The sequence below is a fragment of the Rahnella perminowiae genome (assembly GCF_019049755.1).
GTDB lineage: Bacteria > Pseudomonadota > Gammaproteobacteria > Enterobacterales > Enterobacteriaceae > Rahnella > Rahnella perminowiae.
The window spans coordinates 1-15,537 of record NZ_JAFMOS010000531.1 but is presented as its reverse complement, the minus strand read 5'-3'; the positions used below and the strand labels follow the sequence as shown (position 1 = coordinate 15,537).

The 15,537-nt window shown below is 53.1% G+C and carries 13 protein-coding genes; 5 read left to right on the top strand and 8 right to left on the bottom strand.

What is annotated here, in order from left to right; translation table 11 throughout:
* Nucleotides 1-44 precede the first annotated feature (44 nt).
* Nucleotides 45-1,361 (bottom strand): gluconate transporter, encoded by a 1,317-nt coding sequence (gntT, locus tag J1785_RS12195; RefSeq protein WP_129953845.1) that lies wholly within the window; start codon nt 1,359-1,361, stop codon nt 45-47.
* Between the two features lie 246 nt (nt 1,362-1,607).
* Between gntT and J1785_RS12190 the strand changes: the two genes are divergently transcribed.
* The gene (locus J1785_RS12190; RefSeq protein ID WP_129953846.1) at nt 1,608-2,123 is read left to right on the top strand and encodes a gluconokinase; all 516 of its coding nucleotides are present in this window, start codon (nt 1,608-1,610) and stop codon (nt 2,121-2,123) included.
* Nucleotides 2,124-2,253: 130 nt separating this feature from the next.
* On the opposite strand, the gene gntR is transcribed toward J1785_RS12190, so the two are convergent.
* The 6 genes from gntR to J1785_RS12160 all read right to left on the bottom strand — a co-directional run bounded on the left by gntR (nt 2,254) and on the right by J1785_RS12160 (nt 8,318).
* A complete protein-coding gene (gntR, locus tag J1785_RS12185; RefSeq protein ID WP_129954170.1) occupies nt 2,254-3,249 on the bottom strand; it encodes a gluconate operon transcriptional repressor GntR in 996 nt (331 codons plus the stop codon).
* A gap of 106 nt (nt 3,250-3,355) precedes the next feature.
* Nucleotides 3,356-4,273 (bottom strand): LacI family DNA-binding transcriptional regulator, encoded by a 918-nt coding sequence (locus tag J1785_RS12180; protein WP_129991479.1) that lies wholly within the window; start codon nt 4,271-4,273, stop codon nt 3,356-3,358.
* A 13-nt stretch (nt 4,274-4,286) separates the two neighbouring features.
* Complete coding sequence (locus tag J1785_RS12175; RefSeq protein WP_217219488.1) at nt 4,287-5,669, bottom strand: glycoside hydrolase family 1 protein; 1,383 nt, start codon at nt 5,667-5,669, stop codon at nt 4,287-4,289.
* 42 nt (nt 5,670-5,711) lie between these two features.
* On the bottom strand, nt 5,712-7,040 hold the full coding sequence (locus J1785_RS12170; RefSeq protein ID WP_129953849.1) for a PTS sugar transporter subunit IIC: 1,329 nt from the start codon (nt 7,038-7,040) through the stop codon (nt 5,712-5,714).
* The gene (locus J1785_RS12165; RefSeq protein ID WP_014333474.1) at nt 7,037-7,360 is read right to left on the bottom strand and encodes a PTS sugar transporter subunit IIB; all 324 of its coding nucleotides are present in this window, start codon (nt 7,358-7,360) and stop codon (nt 7,037-7,039) included. The genes J1785_RS12170 and J1785_RS12165 overlap by 4 nt, the downstream gene beginning before the upstream one ends.
* A gap of 262 nt (nt 7,361-7,622) precedes the next feature.
* Nucleotides 7,623-8,318: a pirin family protein gene (locus J1785_RS12160; RefSeq protein ID WP_129991481.1), complete on the bottom strand. Its 696-nt coding sequence runs from the start codon at nt 8,316-8,318 to the stop codon at nt 7,623-7,625.
* Nucleotides 8,319-8,814: 496 nt separating this feature from the next.
* Here J1785_RS12160 and J1785_RS12155 point away from each other — a divergent pair, with 496 nt between their 5' ends.
* Both J1785_RS12155 and J1785_RS12150 read left to right on the top strand, forming a co-directional pair.
* Nucleotides 8,815-10,665, top strand: a complete 1,851-nt coding sequence (locus J1785_RS12155) for a hypothetical protein (protein ID WP_217219487.1) — start codon at nt 8,815-8,817, stop codon at nt 10,663-10,665.
* A gap of 386 nt (nt 10,666-11,051) precedes the next feature.
* A complete protein-coding gene (locus tag J1785_RS12150; protein WP_129953853.1) occupies nt 11,052-11,561 on the top strand; it encodes a GNAT family N-acetyltransferase in 510 nt (169 codons plus the stop codon).
* Here J1785_RS12150 and J1785_RS12145 read toward each other — a convergent pair.
* Nucleotides 11,558-12,778, bottom strand: coding sequence for an MFS transporter (locus tag J1785_RS12145; RefSeq protein ID WP_217158420.1), 1,221 nt, complete (start codon nt 12,776-12,778; stop codon nt 11,558-11,560). The genes J1785_RS12150 and J1785_RS12145 overlap by 4 nt on opposite strands.
* Nucleotides 12,779-12,977: 199 nt before the next feature.
* Here J1785_RS12145 and olsF point away from each other — a divergent pair, with 199 nt between their 5' ends.
* Together olsF and J1785_RS12135 are read left to right on the top strand one after the other, a co-directional pair.
* Complete coding sequence (olsF, locus tag J1785_RS12140) at nt 12,978-14,711, top strand: bifunctional ornithine lipid synthase OlsF (RefSeq protein WP_129953854.1); 1,734 nt, start codon at nt 12,978-12,980, stop codon at nt 14,709-14,711.
* Nucleotides 14,712-15,113: 402 nt separating this feature from the next.
* Nucleotides 15,114-15,368, top strand: a complete 255-nt coding sequence (locus J1785_RS12135; protein ID WP_129953855.1) for a helix-turn-helix domain-containing protein — start codon at nt 15,114-15,116, stop codon at nt 15,366-15,368.
* The last annotated feature ends 169 nt before the right edge of the window (nt 15,369-15,537 follow it).

Sequence of the window (15,537 nt, the reverse complement as noted above, 5' to 3'; positions counted from 1 at the left end):
AGGCGAGCCATCTGGCTCGCCTTTTTTACGCTATCCGTTTGCCTTCAGACGACCATCGACAGCAGCAGGCATCCCGCCAGACCGCACAGGGAAATGATGGTTTCCAGCACCGACCAGGATTTGAAGGTTTCGACAATGCTCAGGTTGAAATATTCCTTGAACAGCCAGAAGCCCGGATCGTTGACGTGCGAGAAAATCACGCTGCCGGAACCGACGGCGATCACCATCAGTTCAGGACTGACGCCGGTCGTGGCGATCAGTGGTGCGGCAATACCGCCCGCCGTAATCGCGGCCACGGTGGCAGAACCCAACGCGATACGCAGAACCGCTGCGATAGACCAGGCCAGCAGGATTGGCGACAGGTTGCTGCCGTGCATCAGAGCCGCGATGTATTTTTCAATACCGCTGTCCACCAGCACCTGTTTGAACGCCCCGCCACCGCCGATAATTAACAACATCATCGCGATGATTTTGATGGAGTCGGTCACAGTCGCCATCACATCTTCCATCTTGCGGCCACGGTTCAGACCAAAGGTGAAGATAGCGATCAGCACCGCAATCAGCGTTGCCATCACCGGGTCGCCGAAGAATTCAGCATACGCCAGCACCGGATGGCCTTTCGGCAGGATCATTTCGCAGAGCGCGCGAAACGCCATCAGAATGACCGGCACCAGGGAGGTGGCGACACTGACGCCAAAGCCCGGCATCTCTTCTTCCGTGAAGGTTTTCGGGTTAAACAGACCTTCCGGCACCGGTTTGTCGATACCTTTCAGGAAACGCGCATACACAGGACCGGCCAGAATAACGGTCGGCACCGCCAGCAGTGAGCCAAACAACAGCGTTTTGCCCATATCCGCATGGAAAATCGTCGCAATTGCCGTCGGGCCAGGGTGCGGAGGCAGGAATCCGTGTGTGACGGATAACGCGGCCGCCATCGGAACGCCGACATACAGCAAAGGCAGACGCGCTGCCGCCGCCACAGTGAAGACCAGTGGCAACATCAGCACGAAGCCAACCTCATAGAACAGGGCAAACCCGACGATGAAACCTGTCAGCACAATCGCCCACTGAATGTGCTCACGGCCAAACTTTTCGATAAGGGTGGTCGCGATACGTTGTGCACCACCGCAATCCGCCAGCATTTTACCGAGCATGGCACCGAAGCCCATGATCAGCGCAAGACTGCCAAGCGTGCCACCCACCCCGTTTTTGATTGAGGTGATAACTTTATCGACCGGCATTCCCTGCATAATCCCCACCGCCAGCGCGACAAGAATCAGTGCAATGAAGCCATTAAGCTTAAATCGGATCATAAGTAACAACAGCAGTGCGACACCCACCGCTACAATAACTAATGGCATATTCTTCCCCTTATGCTGTCACTCAGGTATGGCTAAAAACCGGGTGACGCATTATTTTTAGTTTTCAAGATGTTGTAGGAATTAACAGTGCAACGGGTACAGACCGCGACCGCTAAAACAGCAGTGCATTCCTTTGTGATATTAGTCACATCTCCATTTGTTACCGGTATCATGATACCGGTAACATGCTAATATTAGGACTCACTACGCAGTCAAAATGTTCATTTTGGGATAGAGATCATACTTATGGCAGGACAAAGCATCATTCTGATGGGCGTGTCAGGCAGCGGTAAATCCACCGTCGGCGCGGCACTGGCCCGTGAAATTAACGCGAAATTTATCGACGGCGATGATCTTCATCCCCGCGCCAATATTGAAAAGATGGCCAGCGGCACGCCACTGAACGACGATGATCGTGCACCATGGTTATTACGCCTCAACGACGCGGCTTACAGCCTGCGCCATAAAAATGAAACCGGCATCATTGTCTGTTCCGCACTGAAGCGCCGTTACCGCGACGCCCTGCGTAAAGACAACGAAGGCATGGTATTTATTTACATGAAAGGCAGTTTTGAGGTGATTGCCGAACGTCTGAAAGCACGCGCCGGACACTTCATGCCGACCGATTTGCTGCGCAGCCAGTTTGAAGCACTCGAAGAACCCGGCGAAGACGAGCCGGACGTGTTGCGCGTAAATATCGATCACAAGTTTGAAGGTGTGGTGGATCGCTGTATCGCGGCTTTGAAGACGGTACAGAAGTAAGACTTTCCCCTGCGAAGGGGGATGTTTAGACCGGGGAAGTCGGGAGGGGGGCTTAATGGCAGCGCTGTCATCCGCAAAACCAACACCCCATCCCAGCCATCCCCTCGAGAGAGGGGAAGGCGCAAAGAAATCAGATACTTCCGCCCGCAGAAATCGTAAACCCTACATCCACCATTCTCGGCACCACTTCTTCGCCGCGAAGTCTCGCCAGCAGGCGTTCGGCGGAGATTTGCCCCATTTTTTCACGTGGCGTCAGGACGCTGGCGAGCGGTGGCTCCATCGTTTGTCCCATGTTGTGTCCATGAAAACCGGCAATCGCCATTTGTGAAGGAATTTTCAGTCCCTGACGCTGACATTCAAAGAATGCACCTGCCGCAAGGTCATCGTTGGTACAGAAAATACTGTCGATTTGTGGCCAGTCTTTTTGCGCCTGTCGCAATAACTCAGCACCACCACTGTAACTGGAAGAGCGGCTGGTCATCACACTGTAAGGCTCCAGACCGGATTCACGCATCGCCTGCTCGTAACCCTGCTGTTTAATAAGGGTACGTTCGTCCTGACGTGCGCCGAAATACACCACATGACGATGCCCGCGCGCGATAATTTGCTGGGTCATCTGCCGTGCGGCTTCAAAGTTGTTGAAACCGACCGCCAGATCCACGCAAGGCGATACGCAATCCATCATCTCTACCACCGGAATACCGGCTACTTCGATCATCTTCAGCGTACGCGCGGTGTGATGCCGCTCGGACAAAATCAGTCCGTCGATATTGTAGGAGAGTAACGAGGTCAGACGCTGTTCTTCACGTTCCTGGCTGTATCCGTAGTGCGCCAGCATGGTCTGATAGCCATGAATATCGGTCACGCTTTCAATGCCGCGCAGCACTTCCGCAAACACCTGATTGGTCAGTGACGGCAGCAGCACGCCGATAGCGCGACTTTTAGCGTTAGAAAGAATGTCAGGGGCGCGGTTGGGGATGTAACCCAGCTCATCGAGTGCTGCTGAAATTTTTTCCTGCAACGCGCCGGAAACCTGTTCAGGATTACGCAAATAGCGGCTGACCGTCATTTTTGTGACGCCCACTTTGTCGGCAACATCCTGGAGTACGGGTCTTTTTTTCTTCATATTCATCAATGAGATGGTGCCGCTGAAAAGGTTAAAGGATCAGAGAGTGATGTTAGCAAACATTCGCGCAGGCGGATATCCGTTGCTGCGCGACATGAGAGGTTTGTCAGGAAGGTAAAGAGAGCTGGCCGCGAACCGGCGCGCTGATGTTGGCGGAAAACTGGCCGGTCAGCAGCGCCATCGCCCGTTGTGCCAGCGTTTCCAGCGGATAGGCAATGGCCGGAACGGCAGAAACACCCGGCGGCAACGTACTGTCGAGGCTAAACACCATCACGTTTCCCGGCACAGTGCGCCCGTGATGCATCAGCTGACGAAGTGCGTCCTGTGCCGACGAGTCATCCGGCACCAGCAGGGCATTGAACGGCACATTCTGTGCCAGCAGTTGCGTCAGTGCATGTGAGCCGCTGTGAACCAGCCGGCGGTCGTAAGGCAGCAGGAATTTCTCCAGCGCCAGATGATATCCCTGCAGGATTTGACCTGCCGTATCATCATTTTCCGGGTTAATCAGGGCAATCTGTCTGCGCCCTTGTTTCAGCACATACTGACAGGCGGTTTCGGCCGCAAAGCTGCGGTCAAAATGAATACTGCGTGCAGAATCCGCATCCAGACAATCAATGGTAATGACGTTGTCGGGCAGCGCTGGCAAAGGAAAGCGTGCGCCGATCACAATCATCGCATCGCACAGGCCGCGGCCAATCTCGTCCACAGAATGCCTGAGACTTGCCGCGTCGGTGGCAAAACGCAGCAGCAGATACTTCTGATTCAGCCGCAGTTCTTTTTCCAGCGCGTGGAGATAACCGGTCGACTGATTGATGTTTTCGGTCGCGCAAATGACCCCGATACAACCGGTGGACTGCGTGGACAGCGACTGCGCAATCACACTTGGCTTGTATTGCAGTGTTTCAACCGCCTGCATCACAGCCAGGCGGCTTTCTTCTTTGACACCGCGGCTGCCACTCAGGACACGGGACACCGTCGCTTTCGACACCTTCGCCAGCCGCGAAACGTCGTTAATGTTTGCCATGTCTTTCCTTGTGTTAATCGAAACCGTTATTTTTAGAAACTGCCGCGAACCATTCGCCGCTTTTCTTCACCGTGCGTTTCTGCGTTTCCAGATCCAGCTGGATGAAACCATACCGGTTTTTATAGGCATTCATCCATGACCAGCAGTCAATAAATGTCCACATGTGATAGCCGAGACAACCGCTGCCTTCCTGTAAGGCACGGTGCAACCATTTCAGGTGCCCGCTGACAAATTCGATGCGGTAATCATCATCAATCCGCCCTGCCTGTTCAAAGCGCAGTTCATTTTCCACACCCATGCCGTTTTCGGAAATGAAACAGCGCGGATTACCGTAGTTTTCCCGCAGATTAGTCAGAATATCGTAAATGCCCTGCTCATAGATTTCCCAGCCACGATGCGGGTTCATTTTACGCCCCGGCATGACGTAGTTATCAAAGAACCATTCCGGCATAAACGGACTTTCAGGATTAACCATACTGTCGCGGCACTGAATGCGGCGCGGCTGGTAATAGTTAATGCCGAGCAAATCTACCACGCCCTGTTGCAGCAGTTCTTTATCGCCCTGCTGACAGGCCGGGAGTTGACCGTGTTTTTCCAGCAATTCCACCAGTTCCTGCGGATATTCACCTCGCAGCGCCGGATCAAGGAAACTGCGGTTAAACATCAGATCAGCAATATTCGCGGCTTTCAGATCAGCCGGATTCTGCGAACGTGGATAAGACGGCGTGAGGTTAAGAATGATACCGATTTCGCCACCGGGATCACGGGCGCGATAAGCTTTTACCGCCAGGGAATGCGCCAGCATGGTGTGATACGCCACGGTGGCGGCACGTTTGAAATCCACCACATTCGGATAATGGAAATCATACAGATAACCCCCTTCCACCGGCACCACCGGTTCGTTGAACGTAAACCAATGCTTGACCCGGTCACCAAACAGTTCAAAACAGGTATCGGCGTATTTTGCATACGCCTGCACCACGTCGCGGTTTTCCCAGCCGCCGATTTCCTGCATCGCCATCGGCATATCGAAGTGGAACAGATTGATAAACGGCTGCACACCCTGCGCCAGCATTTCGTCGATCACCTGATTATAAAACGTGACCGCTTCCTGATTCACGTCGCCACGTCCGTTGGGAATTAAACGTGCCCAGGAAATCGACGTGCGGAAGGTGTTGTGATTCAGCTGTTTCAGCAGCGCGATATCCTCGCGCCAGTTTTTATAAAACGTTGAAGTATCCTGCGGGCCGACGTCATTGTGAAAGCGTGTTGGCTGCTGTGAATACCAGTGATCCCACACCGTGGCACTTTTCCCGTGGCTCAGGGATTCACCTTCGGTTTGTGGCGCCGAACTGGCACTGCCCCACCAGAATTCTTTTGGAAATGCGTATTTCATCGTTATCCTCGCTGTCCGTTAGCTGTACGTTTTAACTGATATTTAACTGTTTGCCGGCACGGCATTGCCCGCCGTTTGTGCCGTGGCTTTTTCCGCTTCCTGTTTCAGCAACGTACGTTCATAGGCTTTCAGGAACGGGTAGTACATAACGGCTGATAACACCATACAGAACAGGCACATAATTACCGGACTGAATGCCCAGTTTGCGGCCCATGACGCACCAATCGGTGCAGGTGTTGTCCAGGGTGTGAGCGAGACCACTTGCGCGACCCAGCCGAGTTTTGTGGCGGTGTAAGCAAAAATAGCATTCAGCATCGGCACCAGCGTAAACGGCAGGAAGAATACCGGATTCATGATAATCGGCGTGCCGAACAGGATAGGTTCGTTAATGTTGAAGAAGCTCGGTACCACCCCCATCCGGCCAATAGTACGCAGATGCACGGCCTTGCTGCACAGCAAGAGAATCGCCAGCGGTAAGGTCGACCCTACGCCACCAATCAACAGATAGTGATCCCAAAATCCTTGCAGGTAAATATGTGGCAATGGCGCACCGGCCTGTAACGCCGTCTGGTTAAGCGCCAGATTGGTCATCCAGAACGGGTTCATGATGCCAGTGACAATCAGTGCGCCATGAATCCCTGCAAACCACAGCACCTGGCAAATAAATACTGAAATTAAAATCGCCGGCAGCGAATCCGATGCAGAGACCAACGGTGCCAGCAAATGCATGATGGCTTCAGGAATAATCATGCCGGTGGTGGACTGAATAAAGAGATTCAGCGGATGCAGCGTGGCGACAATCACCACCACCGGGATCAGAATTTCAAATGAACGTGCCACACCAGTCGGCACTTCTTTCGGCAGGCGGATGGTGATGTTGCGACGTTTGAGCAACGCATACACTTCAGCGGCATAAATCGCTGTCAGAATGGCGGTGAAGATACCTTCGCCGGAAAAATATTGCGTGGAGATTTGTTTGTCATGATACGGCGCGGCCACCAGCAGAAACGCCATAAATGCCAGTAAACCGGTCATGATCGGGTCAAGCTTATAGTGCTTACCGAGGCTTGCACCGATACCTACCGAAATGAAAAACGTCATGACGCCCATGCTCAGATACCACGGCAACATCAGTTGTTCACGGTATTTCAGCGACAAGTCCAGCCAGCCGCGCGCGAAGCTCATGGTCGTGTCCGGCGAGAAAGGCGGGAAGATAAAGACCAGCATGAACGAGCCAATAATCATAAATGGCAGTGCTGCGATAAAGCCATCGCGGATGGCAATCACATGCCGCTGCTGACCGACACTGCCGGCCAGTGGCGTGATATGTTTTTCGATGACGTTAACCATCGCCTGATAGAGGCCACTCATACGCGGCTTCCTTCCTGTGCGATCAGACCAAAGGCAAAGTCGAGCACGTTATCACCGCGCTGCATGCCATAATCCATCATGTTGATGGTCTCGACCGGAATGTTGAATTCTGCCGCTCTGGCAGATAAATCAGCCTGCATGTAACGCACCTGCGGACCGAGCAGCACCACCTGATAATCACGGAATTTTTCATCAAACTCGCTGGCACCGAATGCGTCAATCTGCACCTCTTCTCCGCGTTCCGCCGCCACTTCTTTCATCTTCCGCACTAACAAACTGGTCGACATCCCCGCTGAACAACAAAGCATGATTCTTTTCATTTTGCTTCACTCCACGATGATTTATGTTCTGCCCGTTTTAACCTGCTGAGGGTATTTGAGGTGTTATGGAAACCGGTTTCCATCGCTATACCCTCGATGTGCGAACAGGCTCAAAATTTTGACGGGGGATTTGTTGCAGGTGTGAATGGCGTCACGAAGCGCAAAATTAAACAATGCAAAAGCGGGGAAAGAGGCTAAGGGAGAGAGCTGCATTGATACAAAAGAAAAAGGCGACCGGAGTCGCCTTAATAACCATGAATCCTCAGACTGGCGGCAGATCGAACAGCAAGATTTCGCTGTCTTCATCTGCATGAACGGACAATGCCGTTTCATCCCAGACAGCCAGCGCATCACTCTGCCCGGCTTTCTTACCGTTGATGGAAACGGTGCCTTTTACCACCTGGATCCACACGCGGCGATCAGCTTGTATCTGGTAAACCGACTGCTCATCTTTTTTCAGTGCCCAGCGGGACAACTCCATATCCTGGAACACCTTCAGCGAACCCTCGCGGGCATCCGGTGAAAGCACTAACTGGCGGCCCTGCGGCGCATCGAACATGCGCTGTTCGTAACGCGGTTCCAGCCCTTTCTGATTTGGAATAATCCAGATCTGATACAGGTGCAGCTTACGGTCGCTGTTACCGTTGTACTCAGAGTGCGTCACCCCGGTACCGGCGCTCATAATCTGGAACTCACCGGCCTGGATTTGTTCTTTATTGCCCATGCTGTCCTGATGTTCCACGGTGCCTTCCAGCACATAGGTCAGAATTTCCATGTCTTTATGCGGATGCTTACCAAATCCCTGCCCTTCATCGATGAAGTCTTCATTAATCACCCGCAATGCGGAGAACCCCATGAATTGCGCATCGTAATAATCGGCGAAAGAGAAAGTGTGCCAGCTTTCGAGCCAGCCGTGACTGGCGTGACCGCGTTCTTGTGCCTGTCGTAAGTAGATCATGTTCAACTCTCCTCAATGTTTTCTTTAGTCTAGTCAACGGCTGAGAATAAGAAAGCGTAAAAACTTCACTCCTCTGTTCAAAAAATATGAACAAATGCAGGCGGTTCAATCCAAAGGATTTGTGGGAGATGAGGCAAATGTTCTTATGCCGGTTGCTTAATTGCCTATCCGTACAATACTCAAAGAATAAATTCCTTAAGGTAAATTAATGTGACTTCTGTTCCCGGAAATTATCATGATTAAGCGCTGCAAGTTAATCGAAGGGATCACCGGCGGTATTAATCATTATCAGGCGCATCACGTGATATTCACGCACGGTAAGCGGTTATTCACAGATAAGGCATTTTCCCGTCCGTCTTATTTTATTGAACAGAACAATATCATAATAAATACCACATCCGTTGTGCCAGGCCGTACAGGGCCGCATATTGTGGTTAAAAATACGGAGATATAACAAAGTAAAAAAGCTCACCCTGAGCCTTAAAAGGATCCGCCCATGAAAACGTTAAATCGTATATCGGCACTGAAGGATTATAAATTACGGCAAGATCATAATGTCTTCGTTAATGGTTATTTTCAGGCCGGTGACGGCGGTGGCGGCCATTATTACTGGGACAAAAACTGCGTTCTGCCCGCCAATAACGGCACCGTCATCCGTTCTGACCACTCGGACACTGGACGCTGGCTGCTTATCCATCAGGGCGTGGGCGATTTCCGCACTTTCGGTATTCTCAATGCTGATCAACCCGCCGACGATGCGCTGGATGCATTAGTCAATGACCCGGCCATCAGCCAGATCTTCGCTTTTTCAGATTTGCTCTTTCAGCGCCGTCATCGCTTCTCACGTTCAGACCTCGTTCTGGATTTCCAGAACAACCGAATTTTCACCACAGGCATTGCCAGCGCACCGGCCAATGACCCCTTTGCTGCTGTGCTGTTTTTCCAGGGCACGGTGACCAGCATGCCTGTCACCTTCACGCAGACGGAAACGTTACAGGAGCAAACAGATATTTTCCCGGTAGCGGATTCGTCAGTTTTTCAGGTGGGCGACTGGTATGCGGTTCAGGTGACGGCGGTGAAAGGCGCGGCAGAACGGGAACTGCAAAAGCTGGTGGAAATTATCGCCATTCCTGACAGCACACATATTCAGATTGATTATTACAACGGCTGGGAATTGCTGGCCGGCAGGATAATCAGCTGGCAGAAAGTCGAACCGGTCAAATTCGTCACCGTCAAAAATATACAGTTCTTTGGGGCGGGTGCTGATCAGATCACCGGTAGCCATCCGGTGGCGTTTGAATACGCGGTGTATGCCAACGTCGAAGGTATCCATTCGACGGGCTCCTTCTGGCCGGTGGTAATGCGCCGCTGGAATACCCATTATCTTACGAAGCAATGTTCTCTCATCAATCCGCCGAACACAGCTTTTGGCGGTGCCGGATACCTGACCCAGCAAATCTATTGTCTTTACGGCCAGGTCAGTGATTGCAGCGTCGCCAACGCGCGGCATTTAAATGATTTCACGGCGTCGGCGTATTGTCTGGTCGAAAATTGTCATGCAAGCGGACAAAGCGCGGAAAAAGGGCCGTTTGTGACCCACGGTCAGTACGAACATGATCTCACCTATACCGGCAACTCAGGCCTGATGACTTTTGCCAATTCCGGTGCGACCTGGGGAGGCAGCGCCAAACGTATCAATGTACGTAAACACGTCTGCCCGTGGTTTGTCGCACGCACCGGCGTGAGTGAACTCACGCTGGAAGATGTTGTGGTGATGGCTAACGACACTATCCCGCAGTCCGGGATGTTGTGGGTGAATGCCGACGGTTTGCAGATGACCGGCTGTACCGCTGACCGCACGCTGATTATCAGTCAGGCATCGCAACGCGCTGCGCGCCCGAATGTCATCCGTCAGTGCCAGTTTTCCCTGCCGGAGGACGGCGCACCGGTAGTACAAAGCAACGTCACCGCCGCCCTCACCTTTACCGATACAGTATTTAACGACATCAACGGGCAGGCTTTTGACAGCACCGCGCCGCTGAATTTTGTCCGCTGTACGTTTAATGCCACCACAGAATTTGCACCGCTCACCCTGAAATCCTGCACGCTGTCGGTTCAGGCATCACAGTTTAATCAGGCCGGTTTCGTCCTTTCCGGCACTGGGGCGAAGCAAATTGATATTCTTTCCTCGACGATGGTGCAGGCTACATTGGATTTCACTGCTTTCACCTCACAGCCCGCCGGTTCATTGATGTTTCTTAACAACCGCCTGTCCGGCAGCGCTGTCATTGCACAGCCTCCCGCCGGAGAACGGGTAATATGGCAGCAGAATATGATTTTTGCCTGAAACAGGCTCGCCAGAAATATGAAAGGTTTTTCGAAATAGTTTGAGTTGTGGAAAGGCGGCCAGCGAGCAAATCCCCGGGAGCATACACAAGTATGTGACCGGGGTGAGCGAACGCAGCCAACGCATCCACAGCTCAAAATATGAAGAAAAAAAAGCCAGCACCCGGCTGGCTAAGTAATACTGGAAGCAATGTGAGCAATGTCGTGCATTCATGGGGACCCGTTTGACCTTGGTGTGAGGCCATCCCCGGAACGCATGGCAATAATAATCATTATCATTCGCACTTGTAAAGCTTTATTTTTATCCAACATTCGATTGACACTTTTCCTAATCCTGATAAATCTGGTGGATATTCAAACGGTAACCACCATAAGAGGAGTGTCGCCATGAGCGAAATAGTCATTCGTCACGCTGAAGCCGCAGATGCAGAGGCGCTTCATCACCTATACGCTCAGGTTCCTGTTTACAGCGACACGCTACAACTCCCTTATCCATCTGCCACGCTATGGGCAGACAGGCTTGCTAATGCCACACCGGGTCGGTTTGCGCTGGTGGCGTGCATCGACGGCAAACTGGTGGGCAACCTCACCCTGATGGTCGAGCAGCCCTGGCGACGCCGCCATGTGGCAACTTTCGGCATTGGTGTGGATACACAATTTCAGGGAAGAGGCGTCGGCAGCAAGCTGATTGCCGCCGCCCTTGAGTTGTGTGACAAATGGCTGCACGTGATCCGCGTCGAGCTGACGGTTTATGCCGATAATGATGCCGCAATCGGGCTGTATAAAAAGTTCGGTTTCAGCGTTGAAGGCCTTAGCCCGAGCTACGCAATGCGCGACGGCGAGCTGGTGGATACGCTGCACATGGGCCGCATCCGCCGCATCCCGCAGCCGGCTTAACCGGCAGAGGCGCTGGTTTCATGTGCGGGCTGACGTAACAGCAACCGCACTACCAGCGCCATTGCCATCAGCACCAGTAACGCCGAGCCAGGATAAATCGCATCAATCCCGGCCTGTGCCATCAGCATTCCGGCCAGCGGGCCGGTAATCCCCAGTGATAAATCAAGAAATGCCGAATAAGTCGCCAGTGCGCTGCCCTGATTTTCCGGCGGCAACTTTTTGACTGCCACCACGCCCAGCGCCGGATACACCAGCGAAAAGCCTACGCCGGTAATGAAAGCACCGGCCATCGCTGCCCACGCTGTCGGGGCGAGAAACACCATCATCAGCCCGATAATTTCCACCACAAAACACACCAGCGCTACGCGTAATCCGCCAAAACGGTTGATACTGTTGGGTAATAACAGCCGCATACCGACAAACGCCACACTGAAAAATGTCAGGGAAAACGCTGCGCCCGGCCAACCTTTCGCGGCGTAAAACAGGGTGATAAAGGTGGCAATCACGCCAAACCCGGTCGAGGCCAGCGCCAGCATCATGCCATAAGGCAATATTTTCCCCAGCACCTGCCGGAACGGGATTTGCGTTGAGGCTTTCGCGACCACCGGCGGCTTGCGCCACGCGGTGACCAGTGCCGTCAGCGCCACCAGCATGATGCACACCGACAACAGCGTCAGGCCGCCGAAACTGAAAATCAGTACGCCAAGCGGGGCGCCAATCGCCATCGCGCCGTACGTCACCACTCCGCTCCATGAAATCACTTTGCCGATATGCAGGGAGCCGACCACGCTGATCCCCCACAGTGTTGAACCGGTTCCGGCAAAACTTTGTCCGACACCCAACATCACGCGGCCGAGACATAATAACGCCAGACTGACCGCCGGCGCGGCGTCAAATCCCAGCGCCAGCAGATAGCACACGCCGCTGAGCAGACAGCCGCTCAGCCCGAACATCACCACCCTTTTTGGCCCGACTTTATCCGCATAACGCCCGGCATACGGACGGCTCAGCAACGTCGCGAAATATTGCAGGCTGATCACCAGTCCCGCCCAGAAGGCGCTGTAACCGAGATGCTCGTGCACATAACCCGGCAGGATCGCCAGCGGCAGGCCGATGGTCAGATAATTGGCAAAATTAAATACCAGAATGGAGAGAATTCGCAGCGTGGTCTTTGCCGGATGGGTGGCCGTTAAATCAGGCGAAGCAGCGTCAGGCATGGAAATTTGCATCTCACGAAAAGAGGGTTCAGGCATGTTACGAAGCCGTAAAGGAATATTTGACTTTATTAGTAATAGCGTCCTTTCGCAACAAATTGAACCGCTGTTTTACTCAGGCTTCCCGGTACTGCCATCAAAGTGACACATCACTGTCATGCGCGCTGATTATGGTCGGTAGACTTCAACCGGAGGACATCCTATGTTCAGCATGGATACCCTGTTTCAGGATCTCGACCCGCAGCATAAAACCCCTTCCTGGCAACGCCGTCTGTTAAAAATCCTGTTCCGCGAAAAAGAATTCCACCGTTTTGCCGATCAGTATCCGCACCTGAAAGGCATTGATATGGCCGAGCAGGTGCTTGAGCATTTTAATATCCGCTGTGAACTGACAGAGCGCGACCGGGAGCAGATCCCGAGCTACGGCCCGGTGGTTATCGTGGCGAATCATCCGATTGGCACGCTGGATGGACTGGCGATATTGCATGCGGTGGCGTCGGTGCGTCCGGATGTCAAAGTGGTGGCAAATCAGTTGCTGTCACTGGTGTCCTCACTCGGCAGCCTGATGATCCCGGTGGATAATATGGGCAATCGCACACGACGCAATCAGGTCACTCAGATGCAGGAACATCTGGAAAATCAGGGCGTGCTGATTGTCTTCCCGGCGGGCGAAGTCTCGCGCATGAGTTCGAAAGGTGTGCGCGACGGAAAATGGCACACCGGTTTTATCCGCCTCGCCGCCAAAGCCCGTGCGCCGGTCGTACCGGTGCATATCAGCGGCAGTAACAGCATGCTGTTTTATATCAGCTCCATGATTTACCGCCCGTTCAGTACGCTTTTACTGGTGCATGAAATGTTTGGTCAGCGTGGCAATAGCCTGACGCTTAAAATCGGGGCGCGCATTCCTTATACCAGCTGGCACGACGGACAAATGCAGGCGGGCGATCTGGCGGCGCGTTTTCGTAAACATCTTTACCGCCTCGGCGCCGGCAAACCGGGTTTGTTCCATACCGAGACGTCGATTGCCCGCGCGGAAGACCGTGCAGTCTTGAAACACGCCCTGGAAGCCAGCGAAGTGCTGGGCAAAACGCCGGATGGCAAAATGATTTACCTGTATCGCCGCCACGGTGAAGACACTGTGCCGATTTTGCGCGAGCTGGGGCGCCTACGCGAAATTGCGTTCCGCGCCGTTGGGGAAGGCAGCGGACGCCGTCGTGATCTCGACGGCTACGATGACGATTACTATCATCTGGTTTTATGGGATCCGCAGGCGCTGGAAATTGTCGGCGCATACCGGTTTATCCCGACCGCAGAACAAGTCGCCAGCAAAGGACTGAACGGGATCTACAGCCAGAGCCTGTTTCAGTACGGCCATCAGATGGACCCGATTCTGGCGCAGGGTATCGAACTCGGGCGCAGCTTTATTCAGCCCGCCTACTGGGGTAAACGCGGGCTGGATTATCTGTGGCTCGGTATCGGGGCGTATCTGGCGAAATATCCGCAGACACGCTACCTGTTCGGACCGGTATCGATTTCCGGCGGGATGCCGCTGCCCGCCCGTGATTTACTGGTCGCGTTTTACCGCCTGTATTTCTCTCCGGCCTTACCGCTGGCGACATCCCGGCGCCCCTATCCGGCGTCGTTGCCCGACGTGTTAGCCCAGTTTTGCGGCGATGATTATCAGGAAGATTTGCAACGCCTGAAACGCCTGCTGGCAAATCTCGGCTGCAGCATTCCGGCGTTGTATAAACAATATTCCGAACTTTGCGAAACCGGCGGCGTGCAGTTCATTGATTTCGGCAGCGATCCTGAATTCAATAACTGTATCGACGGGTTAGTGCTGGTGGATCTCAGCCAGCTAAAACCGGCGAAGTTTGAGCGTTATATTGCGGTGCATCAGATAAATGAAACGCATGCAATGCATGAAAATTTATAGGAAGGCATCACGCAACTTCTTGATTTGATGTTTGGCAGGCGATCAGTCGTTACTGTATTATTCCCGGGCTGCGGCACATCCGCAGTCCGGGAATTGCAGCCCGGCTTGGAAAACAACAGTGCGATAATATATAGCTATCCTCTGTTGCAGCCTTGTCACATCCGTCGGAAATTATCTGATGTTCTATGGTGGCTCAGGCGGGGCTGACTTCGGTCAGACCGGGGTCCAAGCCGGTACTGCAATCTCCGTCTGGGCTACCACCCAAAAGAGTATTGCAGCTCTTCTTAGGGGTAGTAATCACTGCTTAACTTGGACAAGCAACATGAAACATGTTTCTCATAATCCTACCTTTCTACCGTTCCCCGATTGCTCAACGAGCCCGCACATTTGGGGAGGTGTGCAATGAAAACCTACCAATATGAAGATTGGCATTCCGCCGATATCATCGCCGGGCTACGTAAAAAAGGCACCACACTTGCCGCCGTTTCACGCGCCGCAGGTTTATCTTCCTCTACACTGTCCAACGCACTTTCCCGCCCATGGCCGAAAGGCGAATTATTGATTGCAGAAGCACTTGGCCTGGTGCCTGCGCAAATCTGGCCGAGCCGATATTATGATCACAGAGGCGCAGAGATCAGGAAAGTGCTCAGAAAATAAAAAATGAAGTCATTAAATAGTCGGGGGCGGCATTCCGGCGCTGTATAAACAAGACTCCGAGCTTTGCGAAACCGGCGAAGTTTGAGCGTTATATTGCGGTGCATCAGGAGATGCAGAAAGCGTAATTCCCCTTTCGGAAGCCGGCTTAAAACCGCCAGTATCGTATGCC

Excerpts from the sequence above, each read along its gene's own strand:
- gntT (WP_129953845.1), bottom strand. The coding sequence starts at position 1,361 with ATGCCATTAGTTATTGTAGCGGTGGGTGTCGCACTGCTGTTGTTACTT.
- J1785_RS12190 (WP_129953846.1), top strand. The coding sequence starts at position 1,608 with ATGGCAGGACAAAGCATCATTCTGATGGGCGTGTCAGGCAGCGGTAAA.
- gntR (WP_129954170.1), bottom strand. The coding sequence starts at position 3,249 with ATGAAGAAAAAAAGACCCGTACTCCAGGATGTTGCCGACAAAGTGGGC.
- J1785_RS12180 (WP_129991479.1), bottom strand. The coding sequence starts at position 4,273 with ATGGCAAACATTAACGACGTTTCGCGGCTGGCGAAGGTGTCGAAAGCG.
- J1785_RS12175 (WP_217219488.1), bottom strand. The coding sequence starts at position 5,669 with ATGAAATACGCATTTCCAAAAGAATTCTGGTGGGGCAGTGCCAGTTCG.
- J1785_RS12170 (WP_129953849.1), bottom strand. The coding sequence starts at position 7,040 with ATGAGTGGCCTCTATCAGGCGATGGTTAACGTCATCGAAAAACATATC.
- J1785_RS12165 (WP_014333474.1), bottom strand. The coding sequence starts at position 7,360 with ATGAAAAGAATCATGCTTTGTTGTTCAGCGGGGATGTCGACCAGTTTG.
- J1785_RS12160 (WP_129991481.1), bottom strand. The coding sequence starts at position 8,318 with ATGATCTACTTACGACAGGCACAAGAACGCGGTCACGCCAGTCACGGC.
- J1785_RS12155 (WP_217219487.1), top strand. The coding sequence starts at position 8,815 with ATGAAAACGTTAAATCGTATATCGGCACTGAAGGATTATAAATTACGG.
- J1785_RS12150 (WP_129953853.1), top strand. The coding sequence starts at position 11,052 with ATGAGCGAAATAGTCATTCGTCACGCTGAAGCCGCAGATGCAGAGGCG.
- J1785_RS12145 (WP_217158420.1), bottom strand. The coding sequence starts at position 12,778 with ATGCCTGACGCTGCTTCGCCTGATTTAACGGCCACCCATCCGGCAAAG.
- olsF (WP_129953854.1), top strand. The coding sequence starts at position 12,978 with ATGTTCAGCATGGATACCCTGTTTCAGGATCTCGACCCGCAGCATAAA.
- J1785_RS12135 (WP_129953855.1), top strand. The coding sequence starts at position 15,114 with ATGAAAACCTACCAATATGAAGATTGGCATTCCGCCGATATCATCGCC.